23 protein-coding genes and 1 riboswitch are annotated in these 22,293 nt (G+C 73.2%); of the genes, 4 read left to right on the top strand and 19 right to left on the bottom strand.

Features of this window, described 5'->3' with window-relative positions:
* Positions 1 to 76: 76 nt before the first annotated feature.
* The 3 genes from AB0I32_RS18690 to AB0I32_RS18680 are packed head-to-tail and all read right to left on the bottom strand — an operon-like array spanning position 77 to position 1,886.
* Complete coding sequence (locus AB0I32_RS18690) at positions 77 to 409, bottom strand: small basic family protein (RefSeq protein WP_108494149.1); 333 nt, start codon at positions 407 to 409, stop codon at positions 77 to 79.
* Positions 406 to 1,317 (bottom strand): DUF881 domain-containing protein, encoded by a 912-nt coding sequence (locus AB0I32_RS18685; protein WP_357508653.1) that lies wholly within the window; start codon positions 1,315 to 1,317, stop codon positions 406 to 408. Before AB0I32_RS18685 ends, AB0I32_RS18690 begins: the two co-directional genes overlap by 4 nt.
* The gene (locus tag AB0I32_RS18680; RefSeq protein ID WP_357508770.1) at positions 1,314 to 1,886 is read right to left on the bottom strand and encodes a CDP-alcohol phosphatidyltransferase family protein; all 573 of its coding nucleotides are present in this window, start codon (positions 1,884 to 1,886) and stop codon (positions 1,314 to 1,316) included. Before AB0I32_RS18680 ends, AB0I32_RS18685 begins: the two co-directional genes overlap by 4 nt.
* A 344-nt stretch (positions 1,887 to 2,230) precedes the next feature.
* Here AB0I32_RS18680 and AB0I32_RS18675 point away from each other — a divergent pair, with 344 nt between their 5' ends.
* The gene (locus AB0I32_RS18675; RefSeq protein ID WP_357508651.1) at positions 2,231 to 4,270 is read left to right on the top strand and encodes a DEAD/DEAH box helicase; all 2,040 of its coding nucleotides are present in this window, start codon (positions 2,231 to 2,233) and stop codon (positions 4,268 to 4,270) included.
* 111 nt (positions 4,271 to 4,381) lie between these two features.
* On the opposite strand, the gene AB0I32_RS18670 is transcribed toward AB0I32_RS18675, so the two are convergent.
* The 12 genes from AB0I32_RS18670 to rpe all read right to left on the bottom strand — a co-directional run bounded on the left by AB0I32_RS18670 (position 4,382) and on the right by rpe (position 14,470).
* On the bottom strand, positions 4,382 to 4,891 hold the full coding sequence (locus tag AB0I32_RS18670; RefSeq protein WP_357508649.1) for a PH domain-containing protein: 510 nt from the start codon (positions 4,889 to 4,891) through the stop codon (positions 4,382 to 4,384).
* Between the two features lie 5 nt (positions 4,892 to 4,896).
* Positions 4,897 to 5,760, bottom strand: coding sequence for an ATP phosphoribosyltransferase (hisG, locus tag AB0I32_RS18665; protein WP_357508647.1), 864 nt, complete (start codon positions 5,758 to 5,760; stop codon positions 4,897 to 4,899).
* Between the two features lie 55 nt (positions 5,761 to 5,815).
* A complete protein-coding gene (locus AB0I32_RS18660; RefSeq protein WP_108494143.1) occupies positions 5,816 to 6,079 on the bottom strand; it encodes a phosphoribosyl-ATP diphosphatase in 264 nt (87 codons plus the stop codon).
* A 65-nt stretch (positions 6,080 to 6,144) separates the two neighbouring features.
* Positions 6,145 to 6,852 (bottom strand): hypothetical protein, encoded by a 708-nt coding sequence (locus AB0I32_RS18655; RefSeq protein ID WP_357508645.1) that lies wholly within the window; start codon positions 6,850 to 6,852, stop codon positions 6,145 to 6,147.
* A gap of 91 nt (positions 6,853 to 6,943) precedes the next feature.
* Entirely contained in the window at positions 6,944 to 7,429 is a 486-nt protein-coding gene (ribH, locus tag AB0I32_RS18650; RefSeq protein ID WP_357508643.1) for a 6,7-dimethyl-8-ribityllumazine synthase, read from the bottom strand.
* The gene (gene ribB, locus AB0I32_RS18645) at positions 7,426 to 8,859 is read right to left on the bottom strand and encodes a 3,4-dihydroxy-2-butanone-4-phosphate synthase (protein ID WP_357508641.1); all 1,434 of its coding nucleotides are present in this window, start codon (positions 8,857 to 8,859) and stop codon (positions 7,426 to 7,428) included. The genes ribH and ribB overlap by 4 nt, the downstream gene beginning before the upstream one ends.
* On the bottom strand, positions 8,856 to 9,530 hold the full coding sequence (locus tag AB0I32_RS18640; protein ID WP_357508639.1) for a riboflavin synthase: 675 nt from the start codon (positions 9,528 to 9,530) through the stop codon (positions 8,856 to 8,858). The genes ribB and AB0I32_RS18640 overlap by 4 nt, the downstream gene beginning before the upstream one ends.
* Positions 9,530 to 10,615 (bottom strand): bifunctional diaminohydroxyphosphoribosylaminopyrimidine deaminase/5-amino-6-(5-phosphoribosylamino)uracil reductase RibD, encoded by a 1,086-nt coding sequence (gene ribD, locus AB0I32_RS18635; protein WP_357508768.1) that lies wholly within the window; start codon positions 10,613 to 10,615, stop codon positions 9,530 to 9,532. Before ribD ends, AB0I32_RS18640 begins: the two co-directional genes overlap by 1 nt.
* Before the next feature lie 193 nt (positions 10,616 to 10,808).
* Positions 10,809 to 10,943: riboswitch (FMN riboswitch) on the bottom strand.
* A gap of 58 nt (positions 10,944 to 11,001) precedes the next feature.
* Complete coding sequence (locus tag AB0I32_RS18630; protein ID WP_357508637.1) at positions 11,002 to 11,655, bottom strand: DUF2306 domain-containing protein; 654 nt, start codon at positions 11,653 to 11,655, stop codon at positions 11,002 to 11,004.
* Between the two features lie 86 nt (positions 11,656 to 11,741).
* Positions 11,742 to 12,443, bottom strand: coding sequence for a response regulator transcription factor (locus tag AB0I32_RS18625; protein ID WP_357508635.1), 702 nt, complete (start codon positions 12,441 to 12,443; stop codon positions 11,742 to 11,744).
* Complete coding sequence (locus AB0I32_RS18620; protein ID WP_357508633.1) at positions 12,440 to 13,609, bottom strand: histidine kinase; 1,170 nt, start codon at positions 13,607 to 13,609, stop codon at positions 12,440 to 12,442. Before AB0I32_RS18620 ends, AB0I32_RS18625 begins: the two co-directional genes overlap by 4 nt.
* 198 nt (positions 13,610 to 13,807) lie before the next feature.
* Complete coding sequence (gene rpe / locus AB0I32_RS18615) at positions 13,808 to 14,470, bottom strand: ribulose-phosphate 3-epimerase (RefSeq protein WP_357508631.1); 663 nt, start codon at positions 14,468 to 14,470, stop codon at positions 13,808 to 13,810.
* A 79-nt stretch (positions 14,471 to 14,549) separates the two neighbouring features.
* On the opposite strand from rpe, the gene AB0I32_RS18610 reads away from it, so the two are divergent.
* Entirely contained in the window at positions 14,550 to 14,978 is a 429-nt protein-coding gene (locus AB0I32_RS18610; protein ID WP_357508629.1) for a DUF1761 domain-containing protein, read from the top strand.
* 89 nt (positions 14,979 to 15,067) lie between these two features.
* Positions 15,068 to 16,054 (top strand): DUF3592 domain-containing protein, encoded by a 987-nt coding sequence (locus AB0I32_RS18605; protein WP_357508627.1) that lies wholly within the window; start codon positions 15,068 to 15,070, stop codon positions 16,052 to 16,054.
* A gap of 30 nt (positions 16,055 to 16,084) precedes the next feature.
* Here the strand turns inward: AB0I32_RS18605 and AB0I32_RS18600 are convergent, their stop codons facing one another.
* Entirely contained in the window at positions 16,085 to 17,629 is a 1,545-nt protein-coding gene (locus tag AB0I32_RS18600; protein ID WP_357508625.1) for a transcription antitermination factor NusB, read from the bottom strand.
* Between the two features lie 174 nt (positions 17,630 to 17,803).
* Here AB0I32_RS18600 and AB0I32_RS18595 point away from each other — a divergent pair, with 174 nt between their 5' ends.
* A complete protein-coding gene (locus tag AB0I32_RS18595; protein WP_357508623.1) occupies positions 17,804 to 18,199 on the top strand; it encodes a hypothetical protein in 396 nt (131 codons plus the stop codon).
* A gap of 81 nt (positions 18,200 to 18,280) precedes the next feature.
* Here AB0I32_RS18595 and fmt read toward each other — a convergent pair whose 3' ends face one another.
* From fmt to AB0I32_RS18580, 3 genes are all read right to left on the bottom strand, one after another.
* The gene (fmt, locus tag AB0I32_RS18590; RefSeq protein ID WP_357508621.1) at positions 18,281 to 19,228 is read right to left on the bottom strand and encodes a methionyl-tRNA formyltransferase; all 948 of its coding nucleotides are present in this window, start codon (positions 19,226 to 19,228) and stop codon (positions 18,281 to 18,283) included.
* Positions 19,229 to 19,291: 63 nt separating this feature from the next.
* A complete protein-coding gene (locus tag AB0I32_RS18585; RefSeq protein ID WP_357508619.1) occupies positions 19,292 to 19,981 on the bottom strand; it encodes an HAD family phosphatase in 690 nt (229 codons plus the stop codon).
* The gene (locus AB0I32_RS18580) at positions 19,978 to 22,233 is read right to left on the bottom strand and encodes a primosomal protein N' (RefSeq protein ID WP_357508617.1); all 2,256 of its coding nucleotides are present in this window, start codon (positions 22,231 to 22,233) and stop codon (positions 19,978 to 19,980) included. The genes AB0I32_RS18585 and AB0I32_RS18580 overlap by 4 nt, the downstream gene beginning before the upstream one ends.
* Positions 22,234 to 22,293 lie beyond the last annotated feature (60 nt).

The raw sequence follows: 22,293 nt of genomic DNA, 5'->3' as shown, positions 1-22,293 counted from the left end.
TCGCCACCTCACCGCACCACGTGCGGTGACCGCATCCGGGTGCCTGCGACAGACTTCCGGAATCCTTCGGCGACCCTCACGCCTTGAAGATGTGCCGGCGGATCGAGGCGGCGTTCGAGAAGATCCGGATACCCAGCACCACCACCACCGCCGTCGACAGCTGCCCGCCCACACCGAGCTGGTCGCCCAGGAACACGATGAACGCCGCCACCACCACGTTCGACAGGAACGAGACCAGGAAGACCTTGTCGTCGAACAGCCCGTCGAGCATCGCACGCAGACCTCCGAACAGGGCGTCCAGGGCCGCGACCACCGCGATCGGCAGGTACGGCTGCAGTATCAGCGGGACGGTCGGCTGCAGCACGAGACCGGCGACCACCCCGATCACGAGCCCGACGATCGCGATCATCCGTTGTCCTCCTCGGATCGGTCCTGCGTTGACTGCGCTGTCTGCGCGTACCGCAGCGTCGGGGAACCCGCACCCGGCAGGTACATCCCCTCGCTCGCGGTCACCTCGTGCTCGATGCCGTACTCCGCGCTCAGCAGCTGCAGGAACCCCAGGCCCGCCGAACGCGCGAACTCGACCTGCATGTCCTCCGGGTCACCCACCGCCTCGACCGTGTACACAGGGCCGTTCAACGGCTGCAGGTCCACCAGGATCGCGTCACCCGCGTTCCGGATCGCCGACAACGACGTCAGCCGCTGATCGTTCACCGCGACCGCCTCCGCCCCCGCCGCCCACAGCTCGTTGACGACGAACTGCACGTCCGCGTCCCGCACCCGCGACTCCGCGGGCGCGTCACCCGGCTCCACCAGCCCACCACCCGCGCCGTCGGTCAGCCTCACCACCATCCCAGGACCCCGTACCGGCACCGCACCGTTCACCCACCGGTCCAGCTCGTTGATCTCCACCAACGCCGACGGCAGCAACGAGGCACCCTGCAGCCCGTCCACCTCCGCGCTGAGCTCCGCTGAACGCCGCGACAGCGACTCCACCTCGGCACTGCGCTCCTGGATCTGCTCGATGAGCACCGTACGGCCCTTCGTCACCAACGGCTGCGGCGCTCGCAGGTCGAGGACGGCGACGGTGGTAGCGGCACCGAGCAGCACGGCGACCAGGAGCAGACCCAGCGTGCTCGCCGTCCCACGACGCGGCGCCGTCTCCCCCGCCTCGGCGCGTCGCCGTGCCATCAGCGCGTAGCCCGGGTCCAGAGGGCGGTCCGTGACCTCGCGCAGCAGCGTCATCGACTCGTCGGGACGCCGCCCTGCGGGGCGTGCGGTGGTGCTGTGCGGCGCGGGGGCGTGCGGAGCGATCATGCAGCGGCCGCCAGGCGCCGCACCTGGGCCACGTACTGCAGCCCCGCCAGCCAGTACAGGCCGACGCCCCACCAGGTGAACGCCCAGCCCACCACGTGCGCCGCAGCGCCCAGCCAGCCGGGTACCGCCGCGAGGAGCAGCAGCGGGAACGCGTAGAGCAGGGCGAACGTCGCGACCTTGCCGACCAGCGTCACCTCCAGCGTCCCGTAGCCCAGGCGGGCCAGGACCGGCACCGTCAGCACGAGCAGCACGTCCCGCGCCACGATCGCCAGCACGAGCCACAGGGGAACCACCTCGCGCCACGCCAGACCGATCAGCGTCACGAAGATGAAGAGCCGGTCGGCGAACGGGTCAAGGATCTGGCCGAGCCGGGTGACCTGGTTCAGGCGACGGGCGAGGACACCGTCGAGCCAGTCCGAGGCGCCCGAGACAGCGAGCACCAACAGCGCCCAGCCGTCCTCGCCCACGACGATCAGCACGGCAAAGACCGGCACGAGCGCCAGCCGCACCAGGCTGATCATGTTGGGCACGGTCAGGACCCGGGAGCTCATCTCCGCCCCAGTGGACACGCTCACCGCCCTTGCTCACGCCGGTCTCGTCTCGGCCGCAATACTACGGGGAGAGCGTTGCGTATCCGCACTGGCGCGCCGTCCGAGGGCCCGACAACGCCCCTCACCACGCACAACATCACCCGCGTGCTGCACGTCACGCTCCCTCACTCTGTGCCGAAGGCCCCAGCAGCGGATAGGGTGGTGCCACATCCCCAGGAGTTCGTCGTCTTCCCGTGTGTGCACAAAACGTGCGAGACAGGCCCGCAGCCTCGGCTGCGGGGAAGGTGTTTCGGGAGCGAGCGACGCGAGGGCCCTCACCTCGGCCCTGACTCCGCCCGCGACGACGAACGGTGCATCACTGCATGTCTATCGACACCCATGACCTGATCGCGCCTGCTGAGCAGGACACCGAGCAGGCCATCGCCGACACCGGCGACCAGACGACCCCCGAGGCCGTCACCACTGAGAACACCACCTCCGAGGACACCACCCCGGAGACCGCGGCCCCCGAGGCATCCGCCCCGGAGCAGGCCGCCGCGCCGGCCACCGCCGAGCCCGCAGCACCCGCCCCGGAGCCCGAGCCCACCGGCCCGACCTTCGCGAGCCTCGGCCTCCCCGCGCAGCTCATGGCAGCCGTCGACAAGCTCGGCTTCGTCACACCCTCCGCCATCCAGGCACGCGCCATCCCCGAGCTGCTCGCCGGCCGCGACATCACCGGCGTCGCCCAGACCGGCACCGGCAAGACCGCCGCGTTCGGCCTCCCGCTGCTCGCCGCCATCGACCCCAAGCTCCGCAAGGTCCAGGCCCTCGTCCTGGCCCCCACCCGCGAGCTCGCCATGCAGGTCGCCGACGCCATCGAGTCCTTCGCGACCGAGCTCGACGACGTCCGCGTCCTGCCCGTCTATGGCGGCGCCCCCTACATCCCCCAGCAGCGCGCCCTGCGCGACGGCGTCCACGTCGTCGTCGGCACCCCCGGCCGCATCAAGGACCACCTCGACCGCGGCGCCCTCAAGCTCGACGACATCCGCTTCCTCGTCCTCGACGAAGCAGACGAGATGCTCCGCATGGGCTTCGCCGAGGACGTCGAGGAGATCTTCGGCCAGGCACCCACCAAGCGCCAGGTCGCCCTCTTCTCCGCCACCATGCCGCCGGCCATCCGCAAGGTCGCCGACCACCACATGACCGACCCCGTGCAGATCGCCGTCACCCGGCAGGCCTCCACCGTCACCGCGGTGCGCCAGACCTACGCCGTCGTACCCTTCCGCCACAAGGTCGGCTCCCTCGCCCGCGTCCTCGCCACCTCCGACGCCGACGCCGCCATCGTCTTCACCCGCACCCGCGGCGCAGCAGAGGACGTCGGCTCCGCCCTCATCGAAAAGGGCATCTCCGCCGCCACCATCTCCGGTGACGTCGCCCAGAAGGAACGCGAGAAGATCGTCGAGCGACTCCGCTCCGGCGCCCTCGACGTCCTCGTGGCCACCGACGTCGCAGCCCGCGGCCTCGACGTCGACCGCATCGGCCTCGTCGTCAACTTCGACGTCCCCGGCGAGCCCGAGGCCTACGTCCACCGCATCGGCCGCACCGGCCGCGCCGGACGCACCGGCGAAGCACTCACCTTCGTCACCCCCCACGAGCGCGGCAAGCTCCGCAGCATCGAGCGCACCATCCGCGCCTCGCTCGAAGAGGTCGCCATCCCCTCCCCCCGCGACGTCTCGGCCCACCAGGTCAAGCGCGCCCTCGGCAAGGTCGCGGCCCGCCGCGAAGCAGGCCGCCTCGAGATGTACACCGACCTCATCCGCGCCTACGCGGACGAGACCGGCACCGACCCCATCGAGATCGCAGCCGCCATGGCGGCGCTCGCGGTCGGCGACGACGGCCCCCGCGCCCGTGCCGAGCAGGAGGAGTACGAGCGCGAGCAGGCCGAGGCCAAGTCGGCGGCCGCCAGGCGCACCACGCGCGACGGTGACCGGCACGACCGGTCCGGCGACCGTGGTGCTCCGCGCGGCCGGTCCGAGGGCGACCGCGGCATCCGCCGTCCGGCCCGTGGCACGCGCTACCGCATCGCCGTCGGGCACACGCACGGCGTGCAGCCTGGCGGGATCGTCGGCGCGCTGACCGGCGAGGGCGGCATCACCGGCGCCGACGTCGGCAAGATCGACATCTTCGGCAGCTTCTCGCTGGTGGACATCATCGCGCCGCTGGACACCGAGGCGCTGGACCGGCTGGGCCGCGCCCGCGTGGCCGGCAAGCCGCTCCGCATCACGCTCGACCGCGGCCCCGCGCGTACCGGCGGCGACCGTGACCGTGCCCCCCGGAGCGGTGGCGACCACCGCCGTCCCGACGGCGAGCGTGGCCCCCGTGCCCGCACCACCCCGCACTGGGACGCGCGCACCAGCCGCTGATCCCGGCTGACGCTCGACCAGCAGTCGCATGACGACGGCGGTCGAGCTCCCCGAGACCTGATCTCGGGGGGCTCGACCGCCGTTCTGCTGTCCCGCTGCTTCTGGTCGAGCCTACTTCCGGTCGGGCGTGCCCCGGCCAGGCTCCTCGGCCTCGCCCAGCTCGGCGATGAGCGCCACCAGGCGGCGCGCCTCGGCCATGCCGTGCTCGCCGTCGGCTCGCTGGATGCCCATCACTGCGAGCACGTCGCCGTCCGCCAGGTCGAGGTGCACCCAGGGGTCGTTGGGCCCGAACCGCACGGTCACGATCTCGGCCCAGACGAGCCGGCGGCTCGTGGCGTAGTTGACCACGGTGAGGCCGCCCGGGTCCGGGACGGCGCGCACGGCGCCGAAGCGCCACGCGATCACGGCGCCCACCAGCCCGAAGACGATCATCGCCACGCGGTTGGCGGTGTCGGCGGTGCTCGACGCCAGCGCGACGAACGTGCAGCCGCCACCGGCCAGGATCGCCAGGGCGTACGCCGTCGGGGTGCCGAAGCGACCCCGGAAGGTGCGGAAGCGGTCACGGTCACGGCGAGGGGCGCTGCCTGCTGTCCCCCGACCCGTGCCCGCCCCCGCACCCATGAGGCCTACAACCGCGAGGCGTGGATCGACGTCACGATGATCGCTCGCGCGCCGACGTCGTACAGGGCGTCCATGATCCGGTTGGTCTCCCGGCGCGGGACCATGACGCGCACGGCGCAGGCGTCGCTGTGGTGCTGCGCCGAGACGGTCGGGGACTCCTTGCCCGGCGTGATCGCCACCGCCTCCTCGAGCCGCGACGCGGGGACCACGTAGTCCATGAGCACGTACTCACGAGCGGTGATCACGCCCTCCAGGCGGCGGGTCAGGATGTCGAGGCCGGCGGGCGGCTCGGCGTCCGACTGCCGGATGAGCACTGCCTCGGAGCGCAGGATCGGCTCGCCGAACACCTCGAGGCCCGCGGCCCGCAGGGTGGTGCCGGTCTCCACGACGTCGGCGATGACGTCCGCGACGCCGAGCCGCACGCTCGACTCCACGGCGCCGTCCAGGTGCACGATCGCGGCGGGCTCGACGCCCTGCTTCGCCAGGTGCTGGGCCACGAGCGTGGTGTACGACGACGCCACGCGCCGCCCGGCGATCTGGCTCACCTCGGTCACGGGGTCGGTCTCGCCCGGGCCGGCGGGCGCCGCGTACCGGAACGTGGACCGGGCGAACCCGAGGCCGAGGTGCTCGACGGCGTCGGCGCCCGAGTCGAGCATGAGGTCACGGCCGGTGATCCCGACGTCGACCGTTCCGGTGCCCACGTAGACCGCGACGTCGCGCGGGCGCAGGAAGAAGAACTCGACGTCGTTCTCGGGGTCGGCGAGCACGAGCTCACGGGTGTCGCGGCGCTGGCGGTAGCCCGCCTCGCGCAGCATCTCGGAGGCGGGGCCGGACAGGGCACCCTTGTTGGGGACGGCTATGCGCAGCATGTGGTTGTTCCTCTCTGGGTGTACGACGGATCTGGGCGCGAGACACGAGGTCCCGCTACAGATGCGTGTACACGTCCTCGAGGGTCAGTCCCTTGGCGACCATCAGGACCTGCAGGTGGTACAGGAGCTGGGAGATCTCCTCAGCGGTCTCGCTGTCCGACTGGTACTCGGCCGCCATCCACACCTCGGCGGCCTCCTCCACGACCTTCTTGCCTATCGCATGGACGCCGGCGTCCAGCTGGGCCACGGTGCCGGAACCCGCTGGACGGGTCTCGGCCTTCTCGGTCAGCTCGGCGAACAGGGTCTCGAAGGTCTTCACGGGCTCAGCCTAGTCGGGCGACGGGGGCGCCGGCCGTCCCTGTCCCACGTGGTGGCCACTCGCCGCTATGACGCGGGCCACTTCGACGGCAGCGCGCCGTCCTTCGCCGGGGTCAGGACGCCCTGGTACGGCGTGATCAGATGGAAGTCGTCGACGTCGTCCTGCTCCGCTGAGCCGTCGCCGAAGCCGTCACCCAAGGCTGCGGACAGGAGGATGATCACGGAGCCGTCCGCGCCGCCGAGACCGCTCGCCGGGTCGAGCGGGTCACCCTCGAGGTATGCCTCCCCGCTGCACGTCTGCGGCGTCGAGACGACGGTGATCTGTTCCCCGGGCGAGACCTCGAGCTCGGGCTGCGTCTGCGGGCGGCCCGACGGCGGATCCGGCCGCTCGAGCACCTCCTCGACGCTGACCAGCCAGCGGTTGGACTCGACGCCGTACATCTGCGCCGTGCCGTCCTGCTCCACCACGGTCCCCCGGAGCACGGCGCCCGCGTCAGCGGCCGCCTCCGCCGGGGTCTCGAAGGAGACCCAGTCGACGCAGGCGGCGGCGGACCCGCCCGTCGGATCGGACGCGGGGTCCTGCGACGGGTCCAGCGCCGAGTCCACGGTCTCCCCCGTGCCCGAGGGCTGCGCTCCCCCGGCCGGCTGCGCCGCAGCGCAGCCGGCGAGCCCGCCTGCCGTGACCGCCGCGACGGCGGCGCTGACGAGCGCCGTCGTCAGCGCCGATCGTGAGATCAGACGAGATGTCGACCGCCGAGCATGTGTGGTTCTCATACCCGGTACATGTGCCGAGGACCCCGTTCTTTCAGGCTTTGGTCGGTTTTTCTCCCGAGTCTGGGTGATGTCTTGGACGCTTGGCACACTATTAATGCAGGACGGGAGCGAGAGCCAGATCGCGCAGCGTGGCCGCCGTCGCGATCGCTGCCTCCACCGCCTCGGCCCCCTTGTCCTCCTTCGAGCCCTCCAGACCCGCACGGTCCAGCGCCTGCTTCTCGTCGTCGCACGTCAGCACTCCGAACCCGACGGGGACGCCGGTGCGCACGCTCACGTCCGTCAGGCCGGTCGTCGCCGCGGAGCACACGTACTCGAAGTGCGGTGTGCCGCCCCGGATCACGACCCCGAGCGCCACGACGGCGTCCGCTCCCCCGGCTGCCGCTCGTGCCGCCGCGACCGGCAGCTCGAACGAGCCCGGCACGCGGACCTCCGTCCAGTCGGCGCCCGACTCCCGCAGCGCCCTCCTGGCACCCGCCAGCAGCCCGTCCATCACCTGCTCGTGCCAGCTCGCCGCGATCACGACGACCCGCAGGCCGCTACCGTCCACAGTCACCTTCGGTGCTCCAGCGCCGCTCATGCGCATGCTCCTTCGTCCTCGGCCATGCTTCGTTCAAGGTTCGGTTCAAGGCTCGGCTCGAGCGCGAGCTCGAGGTCCAGCTCTTCGATGCGGTGGCCCATGACCACGCGCTTCGTCTCCAGGTACCGGTGGTTGTGCACGCCGCGTCCCACCACGAGGCCACGGCGCCCGACGACGTCGGTGCCCGCCGCCCGCAGGCCCGCGACCTTCTCCGGGTTGTTCGTCAGCAGCGTCACCCCGTCGAGCCCGAGATCCGCCAGGATGGCCGACGCCGCGCCGTACTCCCGCGCGTCCACCGGCAGCCCGAGGTCGACGTTCGCCTCCACGGTGTCCCGCCCGCCGTCCTGCAGCGTGTACGCCTGGATCTTCGCCGCCAGGCCGATGCCCCGGCCCTCGTGGCCCCGCAGGTACACGACGGCGCCGCCCTCGTCGGCGACCGCCGCCAGCGAGGCCTCCAGCTGCGGACCGCAGTCGCACCGCAGGGAGCCCAGGGCGTCGCCCGTCAGGCACTCGGAGTGCACCCGCACCAGCGCCCCCGCACGCGTCGCCTCCTCCTGCACGGAGCCCGCACGACGCGGACCGGACAGCGCGACGGGCGTCAGCGCCAGGTGCTCCGCGCCCGAACGCAGGTCCCGGTACGCCACCACCTTGAAGTCCCCGTGCCGTGTCGGCAGCGACGCCTCCGCCACCCTGAGCACGCGGAGGGCCGGGGTGCCGGCCCCATCGGCGGCCGTCGCGTCCACGACGTCGACCTGCGGGGCAGGGTCGTGCACCCGGCGCCACGCCACCAGGTCCGCGACGGTCAGCACCACGAGCCCCGTCTCGTCGGCCAGGGCCTGCGCCTCGGCCAGGCGCATCACGGCGCCGTCGTCCCGGACGAGCTCTGCGATGGCGCCCACCTCGCCCAGGTCCCGTCCCGCACCGCCCGCCAGCCGCACGAGGTCCACTGCTGCCTCGGTGTGCCCCGCACGCTCCAGCACGCCGCCGGCCCGCGCCCGCAGGGGCAGCACGTGCCCCGGCCGGATCAGGTCCCGCGGGCCCGCAGCCGGGTCGCCCAGCACGCGCAGCGTCCGCGCACGGTCCGCACCCGAGATACCAGTGGTGACACCCACCGCGGCGTCGACGGACACCGTGTAGGCGGTCCGTCGGGGGTCCTCGCTCCGCTCCACCATCAGCGGGAGCTCCAGCGCGTCCGCGCGGTGCGCGGGCATCGGCGCGCACAGGTAGCCGGACGAGTGCCGCACGGTCCAGCCCACCCACTCGGCGGTCGCGACGCTCGCCGCGAACACCACGTCGACCTCGTTCTCGCGGCCCGCGTCGTCCGCCACGAGGACGGGCCGACCGGCGGCGAGCTCGGCGAGGGCCCGCTCCACGAGGCCCGTGTCCACGGCGCCCTGGTGCATGACGTGCACCGTCCCGCCCGCGCTCATCGTGCGGCCCCGGTCAGGTCGCCGACGCCGGCCGCCGTATCCGCTGCGGTCGTCCCGCCCGGCACCGACATCCCCGCCGCGAGGAGCCGCTCGACGTACTTCGCGAGCACGTCCACCTCGACGTTCACGACGTCGCCCGGGACCAGCCGGCCGAGCGTCGTCGCGGCGAGCGTGGTCGGGATGAGCGACACCCCGAAGCCACCGTCGGACACCCACGTGACGGTCAGCGAGACTCCCGCCAGCGCGATGGAACCCTTCTCCGCGACGTACCGGGTCAGGGCCGCGGGAGCGGAGAACTCCAGGTCGTCCCAGCGCGGGCCGGGCGTGCGGCGCACCAGCGTCGCGCTGCCGTCGACGTGTCCCTGGACGACGTGCCCGCCCAGCCTCCCGTTCGCGGGCAGCGCGCGCTCCAGGTTCACCACGGAACCCGGGACGAGGCCCCCGAGCGAGCTGCGGCGCAGCGACTCGGGCATGACCTCCGCGACGAACGAGCCGTCCGCCACGGAGACGACGGTGAGGCACACCCCGTCGACGGCGATCGAGTCACCGGGCCGGGCGTCGGACGCGGCGAGCGGGCCCGCGACGGTGACGACGGCGTCCGCACCGTCGTCGCCGTCAGGCCGGACGAGCGCGACGACGGAGCCGAGCTCCTCGATGATTCCGGTGAACATCAGATCTCCTCCTTGGTGTGCCGGCTGAGCCGACCGGGCTGGGCTGACTGGACTGAATCGGTGGCCGCGCCGGCCTCGCCGGGCTGGGCCGGCTGGGCGCGGCGCGCTACCAGGAGCACGTCGTCGCCGAGCCGGGTCACGTCGTGGGTGGTGAAGCGTGCGGCGTCGCCGATCGTGGTGACGCCCAGGTCGCCGACGGCGGTCGCGCCCGCGCCGAGCAGCACGGGTGCCACGTACGCGTGGAGCTCGTCCACCGCGTCGGCGGCGAGCAGCGCGGTGGCCAGGGTGGGGCCGCCCTCCACGAGCAGGTGGCGCACCTCGCGCTCGGCGAGCTCGCGCAGGACGGCATCGAGGTCGTGCTCGGGCAGGTGCAGCAGGGCGCCGCCCGGACCGCGCAGTCGGGCGCCGTCAGGCACCTCGCGGCGCCCGACGACCACCCGGAGCGGCTGGTGCTCGAAGAGGCCGCCGTCGATCGTCCGTGCGGTGAGCGACGGGTCGTCGGTCAGGGCAGTCCCTGTGCCGACGGCGATCGCATCGACCTGCGCGCGGATCGTGTGGGCGTGGGCCCGTGCCTGCGGGCCGGTGATCCAGCGGCTCGTACCGTCCGCGGCGGCGACCCGCCCGTCGAGGCTGGTCGCCAGCTTGAGGGTCACGTAGGGGCGTCCGGTCCGGACAGCGTGCAGCCACTGGCGCAGCAGCTCCTCGCCCTCGTCGGCGAGGATGCCGGTCGTCACCTCGATCCCTGCGGCGCGCAGCCTGGCCGCGCCGCCCGTCGCCACCGGGTTCGGGTCCGCGACCGCGACGTGCACCGCGGCGACACCCGCGTCGATCAGGGCGTCGGCGCAGGGTCCGGTACGGCCGTGGTGGGCGCAGGGCTCGAGCGTGACGACCGCTGTCGTCCCCCGTGGGTCGACGCCACGCGAACGGGCGGCGGCCAGCGCCGCTGCCTCCGCGTGCGGTGTCCCTGCGCCACGGTGGAAGCCCTCGGCGACCGGATGACCGCCCGGGTCGAGGAGCACGCAGCCGACCCGCGGGTTCGGGCCGTAGGCCGGGCCCTGCGCGGCCAGCGCGAGAGCGCGGCGCATGGCGGTCCGGAGCGTCGTCGTCCCGAACGTCGTGGCCGCGTACGCCGCGGCGTGGCCCTGCGGTGGCTGGGTCATGCTGTCCTCCCCGAGCTTCGGTGCTCCGGGGTGGACGACGGGTGCGCGGACGAGGCCGGCCGGCCCTGCCCGCGCGCACGACGTCACGACGACGCGCGTCCCAGGGGACGGCGACGCCGCACGTGCTTCCTCCCATCCGGACTTTCACCGTCGGTCCTGGAGTTTCACCAGATCAACCGGTCCTCCTCGCGGAGGACGCGGGTCGCGGACTATAACCGCCGGCTCGGAATTACACCGACCCCGGAGCACGTGTGTGCGTACTGCTGCGTGCCAGCATGCCACAAACCTCGCGGCCGTCGGCATGGCTTGCGTCACACCCTGCCCGCTGTCCGCCGCCGACGGATCACCCACTCGGCCACCGCCGCGTTGATGACCCAGGCTGCGGTCATGAGCGCCGTGTTGGTTGCCGGACCCGGTACGCCCGCGACCACGATGTACGGGCCGAGCAGCAGCGCCTGCGTACCCGCGCCCATGGCCAGCGCGTACGCCCGCACCATCCATGCCCGGTGCGTCACGAAGTCGCGGCGCAGCGCCGCGCGCACCCCCAGAACCAGTGACATCACCATCACGACACCGACCACGTAGCGCACCCCGTTGACGACCACGGTGTCCTTGGCGGGCAGGTCGTAGAACGCAGTCATCCAGAGCCCCGTCAGCGCGACACCGAGCCCGGCAGGGAACAGGACGCGGCCCGCCAGCCGGTGCCAGCTGCGCCGCCGCAGGCTCGGGACGAACTGGAACGCGCCCAGCATGCTGTAGACGGTCACGCAGACGATGTGCACCAGCACCGGGACCGGCTGGGTCACGAACCGCGCGTTGTCGGCGGTGAGCACGGGGTCGGCGGCCAGCTCGGAGACGCGCGCGGCGCCGCCCAGCGCGGGGACGAGCGCGAGCAGGAGAAGGCCCGCGGGAACGAGCCATTGGCGGCGGCTGGTGAGCTTGGTCGTCACCTGGGATGTGGTCATGGTGCGAGCCTGCTCCGCAGGACCCCCGTGGGTCATGGGCCTGCGGACCAGTCTCGGCCTGGCCGAAAGTACGAGTGCGGGCCGCGTCAGGGCTCGCGCGTGGGGCGCACGGGGCGGAGCCGCCCCGTGTCGTACGCCCAGAGCGCCACCTCCACGCGGTTGCGTGCCCTCAGCTTGGTCATCATGTTCGCGACGTGGGACTTCACGGTGCTCAGCGTGACGAACAGCTCGCGCGCTATCTCGGTGTTCGTCCGGCCGACGGCCACCGCCAGCAGAACCTCCTCCTCGCGTGCGGTGAGGGGGTCCAGCGGCTGGGCGGGCAGGTCGCGCGGACCGGTGTCGGCGAAGGCGCGCAGGAGGCGCGTGGTGACGCTCGGGGCGATCAGGGCGTCACCGGACGCGGCGGCCTCGACCGCCTGGGCCAGGAGCGCCGGTCCGGCGTCCTTGAGCAGGAAACCGCGAGCCCCGGCGCGCAGGGCCGCGTACACGTACTCGTCCAGGTCGAACGTGGTGATCACGACGACGGCGAGCGGGTCAGCGACGCCGGGGCCCGCGAGCAGCCTGGTCGCCTCGATGCCGTCGACGTCCGGCATCCGGATGTCGAGCAGGGTCACGTCGGGGCGCAGGCGCTGTGCCAGCTCGACGGCGGCCCGGCCGTCGGCGGCCTGCCCGACGACCTCGATGCCCTCCTGGGCGTTCAGGATCATGGTGAGGCCCGTACGGACGATCTCCTGGTCGTCGGCCACGAGGACCCGGATGTTCCCGGTAGTCACGCGCCCGGCGGTCATGCGGCGCCCGAGAGCGGGAGGACCGCCTCGACGGTCCAGCCGGCCAGGTCCGGCCCGGCGTCGAGCGTGCCGCCCAGCAGTGCCGCACGCTCACGCATCCCGGCCAGCCCGTACCCGTCGTGGCCGTACCCGCCGTGGCCCGGAGTGGCCGGCGCAGCGCCGTCGTCGGACACCCGGAGCCGGACGGACGTCTCGCCGACGGCGACGCGGACCGCGATCCGGGTGGCACCCCGGGCGTGACGGCGCGCGTTCGTGACCGACTCCTGCGCGATGCGCTGCACCGCGCCGCCCACGGCCGCCGAGACCCGGGCGGGGTCGCCCTCCAGGTCGACCTCGACGCGCGGCACGGTGGGATCGGCGAGGCGTTCGACGTCGGCCAGCGTGGGCCCGGGAGCGAGCTCTTCCGCCTCGTCGGCACGGTCGCCGCCGCCCTCGCCGGGACGGAGCTCGTCCGAGCGCAGGACGCGGACCAGCGTGCGCATCTCGGCGAGCGCACGGGAGGCCTGCTCCTCGATCACCCGCAAGGCATCGGCAGCCGCTCCGGGATCGGTCCGCGACACGGCGAGCCCGGCCTGTGCCCGCACCGCGACCGCCGAGATGTGGTGCCCGACGACGTCGTGAAGGTCCCGGGCCAGTCGCTCCCGTTCGAGCAGCACCACCTGCTCGCGTTCGCGCCGGCGCGCGCCGGACCGGTACCGGAGCGCCAGGCCCAGCGCGAACGTCGAGCCGAGGATCAGACAGCCGATGCCCACGTCAGCGAGCGTGAGGAAGCCGAGCGCCGCGTTCAGCCCCATCTTCGCCAGGACCACCGCTGCGCCGAGCACCATCGCCCGCCCGCTCCCCCACCGGAACAGCGCGTACGCCAGGACCAGCACGAAGACGTTCGAGGCGAGGTCCAGGTCGCGACCGAGTACGAGCGCCGGCGCCGTCGAGACGACGAACGCGACGACGACCGTCGTCAGCGGGTGCGTCCGGCGCCACAGCAGCGTCGGCGCGAGCACGACGACGGTGGCGAGCTCCAACCACCGTCCCTGGACGTCCGTCCGCGTGACCGCCTCGATCATTGCCCCGGCCACGACAAGGGCGACGAGCACCCAGTCCCGCCACACGCGCACGGGCGGATCGGCGGGCCGCGGTTCGTCCCAGACCGAGCGGATGGCGGACACGCGCCCATGCTACGAGGGCCGGGGGCGTCGCCGGATCAGGCAAAAGTACGAGCCGGGCTCCCCCGGTCGGGGCTCTCGGTGACGTGGCTCCTGGGGAGGGCGTTGCGCAGCATGCGCTTGGCACACTTTTTTATGCGCGTGTCGAAGAGAACCAACACGAACGACCGGCGAGCTCCGCGTCCGCGCCGGCGGCTCAGCTCAGTGCGTGTGCCTGCTCGCCAGCTCGCGCAGCGTCGCGATCTCGGTCGGGATGTCCTCGGCCCCGTACACCGCCGAACCCGCCACGAAGACGTTCGCCCCGGCCTCGGCCGCGCGCTCGATCGTCTCTCGCGACACTCCCCCGTCGACCTGGATCCACACGTCGAGGCCGGACTCGCTCACGGCCTCCCGTGCGCGGCGGATCTTCGGCAGGGTGCCCTCGATGAAGGACTGCCCGCCAAACCCTGGCTCGACGGTCATCACGAGGATCATGTCGATCTCGGCGAGCAGGTCGAGGTAGGGCTCCACCGGCGTCGCGGGGCGCAGCGCGACGCCCGCCCGCGACCCGAGCTTCCGCAGCTCCCGCGCCAGGCGCACCGGCGCCTGCGCCGCCTCCGCGTGGAAGGTGACCGACGTCGCCCCCGCCTCCGCGAACGCGGGCGCCCACCGGTCGGGGTTCTCGATCATGAGGTGCGCGTCGAGCGGTATGGGCGACACCTTCGCGAGCCGCTCGAAGATCGGCAGCCCCAGCGTCAGGTTCGGCACGAAGTGGTTGTCCATGACGTCGACGTGCGCGTAGTCGGCGTCGGCGATCCGGCCGAGGTCGCGCTCCAGGTTCGCGAAGTCGGCGGACAGGATGCTCGGGGCGATGAGGGCTGCCATGATGCCAGCGTAGAGCGCGATTCTCTGCACCACCGAACCGCATACCCAACCGCGCAGTCCCCACAGTCCGGGAGCAACGATGATCCCTGAAGTGAACTACTGGGCAGTGATAGTGGCCACGCTGTCCACGCTTGTCGTGGGCTCGCTCTGGTACACGCCGAAGGTGTTCGGCACCCGCTGGATGCGGCTGGCGAAGGTGGACCCCAAGGCGGCAGAGGCGGCAGGCATCTGGCCCATCGTCGTCACCGTCATCGTCAGCTTCCTGACGGCGTGGGTGCTGGCCGGCGCCGTCTACATCTCGTGGGAGTTCTACCAGGGCGCGTTCCTCACGGCGTCCGTCGTGACCGCGGTCCTGCTCTGGATCGGGTTCACCGCCGCGCGCATGATCACGCACGACGCCTTCGAGGGCCGTCCCCCGGCGCTCACCTCCCTGAACCTGGCCCACGAGCTCGTGACGATCCTGGTCATGGCCGTGATCATCGGGGTGTGGCCGCCGGCGGGGGTCTGACGGAGCCGACGAGCGCGTCGACAAGGTTCACCCGCCGCGTGCCCCGATGCGTGTGACTCTGCACCGGTGAGCACGGATAACCTCCCAGCGTGACTGCTCCAGGGACCACCACGTCGGCGGACCGGAAGCGACGTATCCGGAGATCCAGTACCAGCAACCTCACGTTCATCGCCTGCATGGCCGTCATCGTCTCTACGTATCCCGCCTTCGCCACGTTCGACTACATCCGCGACCGGGTGATCCTCGAGGACCGCGGAGTCCAGGTCGACGCCTGGGTGGTCGACTACAACTGGGTGCGCAAAGGACCGGACACGGTGGTCGTCCGGCCGGATGATCCGCCGTACTTCGAGGCGACTCTCTCTCGTGGCTCGAGTGACCTCGCGTTCAACGATCGGCTCGACGTCCTGTACGACCCCCGCGACCCTGGGCGGATCGTCGCCGTCGACGAGCCGCTGATCGACGGGCAGGTCCTTCTCTTTGCCGGTCTCGATCTGTTCGCGATCGTGTGCCTGCTCGCTGGGGTCGTTGCGGTCGGCGAGCTCCTGCGGCGTGCCGTGGCGCGGAGGAAGGAGGAGACTGCGCTCCCCCGTGACGAACCACCCGCAAGTCCGAGGACCCCTTTCCTGGCCACCTTGGAGACGTCCCAGGTCGTTCTCCTGCTGGTCGTCATGCCCGTTCTCAGCACCGCGGTCTTCGGTCTGCTCGCAGCGAGCTCCATCAACGACGCGACAGCACTCCGGACGACCGGCGTGACCACGCGAGGCGTCGTCGTGAAAAGCACCTGGGAAGGTGCCGGTGAGCTCGACGTCCGGTTCCCCGTCCAGGACGGCATCAAGCACAGCGCGCACGTCCCGGTGCAGGGCGGTGTGTTCTACGAAGGCGACTCCGTGGACATCGTCTACGAGCCGGCACGACCGACCAACGCTCGGTTGGCCCTGCCCGGGAGCAGGCCGGACGCGTCCTTGATCTACCTCGCGGTCTTCATCGCCTTCGGAGCGGCAGCAGCCGTGTCGGTCCCGACGGCGGTCGGCACGCTCGTCAGTCGCGTCAACCGCAGGAGCGGCGGGGGGACCTGAACCGGAGGTTCACTGACCGACGAGTCCGGCTCACGCCGTCCGGCGCAGCAGCGTCAGGTGCATCGCGTCCGTGCCGTGCACGTGCGGCCACAGCTGGACGTCGTCGCGGTCCGACAGGGGAATCTCCTCGCCTGCGCCACCGGCGCTGACCACGGACCGCACGGCGGCGGCCGTGTCGAGCCGCTCGACGTCGTCGCGCTTCTTCAGCACGTCGGAGACCACGAGCTGCGTCTCGGCGAGGTGCGGGGAGCACGTCACGTACGCCACCACTCCCCCGGGCCGGACGGCGTCCAGCGCCGAGGCGAGCAGCTCGCGCTGCAGCCCGGTCAGCGCGGCGAGGTCCGCCGGCGTCCGCCGCCACCGGCTCTCGGGCCGACGGCGCAGCGCGCCCAGCCCGGTGCAGGGAGCGTCGACGAGCACGCGGTCGTAGGCGCCGGGCTCGTCGGCACCCACCTCACGCCCGTCACCGGTGCGCACCTCCTCGACCGCGCCCTCGGGCATGGCCGCGAGCGCGTTCGCGACGAGGCGGGCACGGTGCGGCGCCACCTCGTTGGCGACCAGCGTCGCGCCGCGCTGGGCGGCCAGCGCCGCCAGCAGGGCCGCCTTGCCGCCCGGGCCGGCGCACAGGTCGAGCCAGCGCTCGTCACGGCCCTCCAGGGGCGCGTCCGCGAGGGCGAGGGTCACGAGCTGCGAACCCTCGTCCTGTACGCCGGCGAGGCCCTCCCGGATCGCGGGGATCCCCGCGGGGTCCGAGCCCTCCAGGCGCAGCGCGGTCGCTGCCCAGCGCCCGCCCACCAGGTCGGCGTCGCCCCACGCGGCGTCGTCCGAGGCGTCGACCAGGCCAGGCCGCGCCACGAGCGTGACGCGCGGCGACACGTTGTCGGCGGCCAGCAGGGCCCCGATCTCGTCCACGTCGCGGCCGTTGCCCGCCAGCGCCTCGCGCATCGCCCGGGCGATCCACATCGGGTGGGACTCGGTCGCCGCGAGACCGGCCAGGGCGTCCGGCGCCTCCTTCGTGAGCACCGAGAGCCACTCGTCGAGCGAACGCTCCGACACCCGGCGCAGCACCGCGTTCACCATCTGCGCGGGCCCTGCGCCCACGCGGTTGCGCGCGAGCCCCACCGTCTCGGAGACGGCGGCGTGCACGGGCACCCGCATGCCGAGGACCTGGTGGGCACCGAGCCGCAGGACGTCGAGCAGCGCCGGGTCCAGCCCGGGCAGCGGGCGGTCCACCAAGGTCGCCAGGATCGCGTCGTACCGGCCGCGCAGGCGCAGCGTGCCGTAGGTGAGCTCGGTCGCGAAGCCCGCGTCCCGCCCGCGGATCTGTCGCTCGCGCAGCAGCGGGGGCAGCACCAGGTTCGCGTACGCGTCGGACTCGTCCACCTCGCGCAGCACGTCGAACGCGGCCATCCGGGCCGGGTCGGTGCGCTTGCGACGCTCCGACGGCGCCTGCGACGTGCGGGGGCGGTCGCCGGCCCGGAACCGCGCCGCGCTGCGTTCCCTGCCTCGAGAGTTCCGGCGCGGGTCGTCGCGGCGCGGGTCGTCCTGGGGCGGGTGAGAAGAGGTGTTCGGCACTCCCCGATCCTACGTTGACGCGCCTGGTCAGCCGTCTCTGCACGGATCAGGCCGAAGCACCATGGGGAGATCTGCCCATCACCTCGCTGAGCTGGTCACCCCCCAGGCTCCTAGCCTTGCGTCCGCGCGGTGACAGAAGCGCACCATCCGCACGAGAGCCACACTGGAGGAAACATGTTCGGGAAGAAGCTGGCCCACGGCGCCCTGGTTGCTGCCGCGTCGATCGGTCTCGTACTGGGGGCGATGCCCAGCGCGTCCGCCAACGACATGTCCTGGACCCTGACGAACGCCTCGGGCACCGTGGTCGCGAAGGCGTTCGCGGACGACTCCGCCAACCGGGTCCAGGCCTGGGACACCTACGGCAACGACCGCAACGTGCGGCTCGACGTCTGGCGCGTCGGGAACGAGGGCGGCACGCACGTGTACTGCCGGGACAACGTCGCCTCGGACGGCGTCAAGTGTGACAAGGCCATGATCTGGGTGGAGGACACCCGCCTCGCCGGGCGGCTCTGCGAGATGAACGGTTCGACGGCGACGCGCTGCACCGCCGTCAAGGAGTTCTACAACTGAGCACAGGCTTGATCTGAACGTGAGCTGAGCCGACGTGGTCCGCACCGGTGCGAACCACGTCGGCTCAGCCGTCTCGGCGGCTCAGCCGGCCACGCCGCCCAGCACGAGGCCGGCCTCCACGAGCGGGCGTCCGCCACCCCGCGCCCAGTCGGGCGCGGGCATCGCCTTCTTCCCGACGGGCCGCACCTCGCCGAGCGCGACGGCGTGCGTGGCCGTGCCGACCAGCACCTCGTGCTTCAGCGCGCGCACCTCGCCCGCCCGCAGGTCGGTGACCTCCGGGCGGGGAGCGACCGGCCCGAGGCCCAGGCGGGTGCCGTCCGGCAGCACGCTCCACGCGCCGGGCGCGGGCGTGCAGCCCCGCACCAGGCGGTCAATCGCTAGCGCCGGGTCGGTCCAGGAGACGCGGGCGTCGTCGGTGGTGAGCTTGGGCGCCACGGACACGCCGTCGGCGGGCTGCGGCTGGGGCTGGAGGGCGCCGTCCTCGAGCGCGTCGAGGGTGGCGACGAGCAGCTCGGCGCCGGAGACCGCGAGGCGGCCGAGCAGGTCGCCCGACGTGTCGGTGGGCCGGATGGTCTCGGTGGCCGTGCCGAGGACGGGGCCGGTGTCCATGCCCTCGTCGAGCAGGAACGTCGTCGCGCCCGTCACCTCGTCGCCCGCGATCACCGCACGCTGGACCGGAGCGGCGCCGCGCCAGGCGGGCAGCACCGAGAAGTGCAGGTTGATCCAGCCGAGGCGGGGCACCGCCAGGACCGCCGGGCGCAGGATGTGGCCGTACGCGACGACCGGGGCGGCGTCGATCTCGAGGGCCCGCAGCCGCTCGATGAACTCGTCACCGCGCGGGACGTCCGTGATGACGGGGATCCCGGCCTCCTCGGCGCGGGCCCGCACGGGGCTCGGCGTGAGCTTGCGGCCGCGGCCCGAGGGCGCGTCTGCGCGGGTCAGGACGGCGACCACCTCGTGGCGCGAGGCGAGCAGAGCCTCCAGCGAGGCGACGGCGGGTTCGGGGGTTCCTGCGAAGAGAAGACGCACCGGGTCAGTGTAGGTTCGGCGGCCCGCACCCTGCTCCCGCGCGGGCGACGCCGACCGGGCCCGCTACTCGGCGACCGGGAGCCCCAGCGCGCGCAGGTCCTTGCGCAGGGCCGCCGTCGTCGTGAACACGACACCGTGGAACCCGACGCCGCGCGCTGCGTCCACGTTCACGTCCTTGTCGTCGATGAACACGGCGCGCGACGGATCCACGCCGAACCGCTCCACGACCAGCTCGAAGATGCGCCGGTCGGGCTTGGCCATGCCCTCACGGCCGGACACTATGACGTCCTCCATGAGGCCGATCGCCGGCGCGGCGGGCTCGGCGCTGTGGAACGTCTCGGCCTGCCAGTTGGTGAGCCCGTACAGCCGCAGCCCCAGGCCCTTCAGCTCGGCCACCAGCTCCGCCGAACCCTCTATCGGTCCCGTGAGCGACAGCTCGTAGTGCTCCACGTACCGGCGCAGGTCTTCGACGAGGTCCGGACGGGTGCGCTCCAGGCGTTCGAGCAGCACCGAGAACGGCGTACCGGCGTCGGCCGCGTGGTTGATCGTGTTGAAGTCGACCGCCTCGAAGAAGGCCTCGATCTCGGCCCGGGGCCGCCCCGCGTACGGGCCGAAGGGGTCCCAGCCGACCAGGACGTTCCCGAAGTCGTAGACCACCGTGTCGATGCCGGTCACCCGGTCCGTCGCAGTGTCGGCTGCCGTGTCGGCCTCCGGTCGGGTCGTGGGGGCGGTCGCGGGGTCGGCAGAGCTCACAGCATCTCCTTCGGGTCGAGCTGGACACGGACCGTCCCGCCCTCACGGCGTGCGGAGCGGACGGCAAGGCTCGCCTTGAGCCTACGGGCGAGCTCGTCGCCCTGGGCGAGCGGTACGCGCAGCACGGTCCGCACGGGCAGGTCCAGCGCCTGCACACCGGCCGTGCCGCCCCGGCCGGACGACGGCGCCCCCGTGCCCCGGCCTCCCGGCCCGCGCCCGACGGCGTCCGGGTCGAGCTCGACCGGCCCGAGCACCCCCGAGCCCGCCCCTGGATCCTCGCGCAGCCCGACCCGGGCGACGACGGCCTCGACAGCCGTTCGGTCTCCGGTCACCGCAGCGACGCGCACGGCCGGCGGGAGGTGCAGCTCGGCCCGCTCGTCGAGCTCGCGCTCGGCGAAGCCTGCAGGGTCCCAGCGCACCAGGCCCTGCGTCGGCCCGGGGGCGCCGTCGCCGACGAGCAGCACCTGTCCCTCCGGCCCGGGCCGGACCAGGGACGCGGCGGCCAGCCACCGGTGCAGGGCCTCCGTGCCCGAGGCGAGGCCGGTACCGCCCGTCATCACTGCCGCGTCGAGGAGGAGGGCCGTCGCGTACCCGGACTCGGCGACCGGCTCCGCGCCGGGTGTCGCGACGACGAGCGCGGGCGTGCCGGGGACGGCGTCGAGGACACCGCCCGGTGCCGTCGCGGAGGACAGCCGCACCGGCACGCCGGCGAACGCGCGCCCCAGCTCCTCTGCCGTGCGGGCGGAACCGACACGCACCGACCGCAGACCGGTCCAGCCGCACTCCTCGCAGTGCCACCCGCCCGCCAGCCGGCCGCACCACGAGCACTGCGGCGCACCGTCGGCGTGCGGGAGACCCAGCGGGCCGTGACAGTGGCCGCACCGGGCGGCGACCCGGCAGCGCGAGCACGCCACGACCGGCAGATAGCCCGACCGTGGCACCTGTACCAGCACGGGACCGCGCTCCAGGGCATCGCGAGCCGCCTTCCAGGCCACGGACGGCAGCCTGGCCGCTGCGGCGGCGCCGTCCCGCGCCAGCTCTACCGAGGTCAGGGCCCGGACACGCGGCGCACGGAACCGGACGACGTCCCTGGGTGCCGCGAGCTCACGAGCCCAGCCGGACGCCAGCAGTGCCTGCGCCTGCACCGTGCGCCCCGGCGAGCCCAGCAGGAACGCCGTGTTCTCCCGCTCCGCGCGCAGCGCCAGCACGTCACGGGCGTGGGGGTACGGGGAGTGGGGCTCGGCGAGGGTCTCCTCGCCGTCGCCCCACAGGACGACCAGCCCGAGGTCCGTGACCGGCGCGAACATCGCGGCCCGGGTACCGACCACCACACGCGCGGCGCCCCGCAGGGCGCGCAGGAACGCCCGGTAGCGAGGGGCCGGACCGTCGTCCGCGAGGAGCCGCACGACGGCGTCCGCCCCGAGGCCGGCGAGCTCCAGCGCCGCGGTCACGCGCGCCGCGTCCCGGGCGTCGGGTACGACCACCAGCGCCCCGCGCCCGCCCGCGACGCACGCCAGGACGGCCTGCGCGACGGCGGCCGCCCAGTGCGGCGTGCTCGCGCTGGTGCTTCCGGTCCGCGCGTCCGTATCGATGCCGACGCCCGGCAGCGCCGACCACACCGCACGCGGTGCCTCGCCCGCCATGATCCGGCGCAGGTACGCCTCTCCCCCGCGGTACGGGGCCCAGGCGGCGGACGGCGGGGTCTCCGCGGGTTCCGGGGTCTCGGCAGGCTCGACCACCGCGGGAGCGGGAGGCACCGGTTCCTTCTCGACGCGTGCGTGCCGTGGCGGCAGGGCGAGGCGCAGCACGTCGGCCAGGGTGCCCGCGTAACGGTTCGCGACGGCGCGGCACAGGTCCAGCACCTGCGGCGTCAGCACCTGCTCGCCCGACACCACCTTGCGCAGCGGCACGAGGCGGCCGTCGTGGTCGGAGGTCTCCTGGCGGGCAACCACGTACCCCGCGACGTCCTGCCGCCCGAAGCGGGCCTTGACGCGGACGCCGGGCTGGGCGTCCTCGGCCATGGTGACCGGGACGAGGTAGTCGTACGCCTGGTCGAGGTGCGCGGGCTGCAGGTCGAGCACGACGTGCGCCACGGGGAGCGTCTGGGTGATCGGGACGCCGTTGGTCTCGGCGTTGTCGAGCGGGTTGCGGGACCCACCACGCCCACGGCCACCCGCGGGCACAGCGCCCACCTCGTCCAGCCCGAGCAGCGCTCCGTCCGGCAGCGTGTCCTGCTCCGTGTCCCCGTTCACGTGCCTATCCCACCACGCGCCACCGACATCCGGCTTCGGACCTGCTCGTGGTTCGCCGCC

Source organism: Promicromonospora sp. NPDC050249, assembly GCF_040656015.1.
In the GTDB taxonomy this organism is placed as follows: domain Bacteria; phylum Actinomycetota; class Actinomycetes; order Actinomycetales; family Cellulomonadaceae; genus Promicromonospora.
This window is presented reverse-complemented; position numbering and strand designations above follow the sequence as displayed.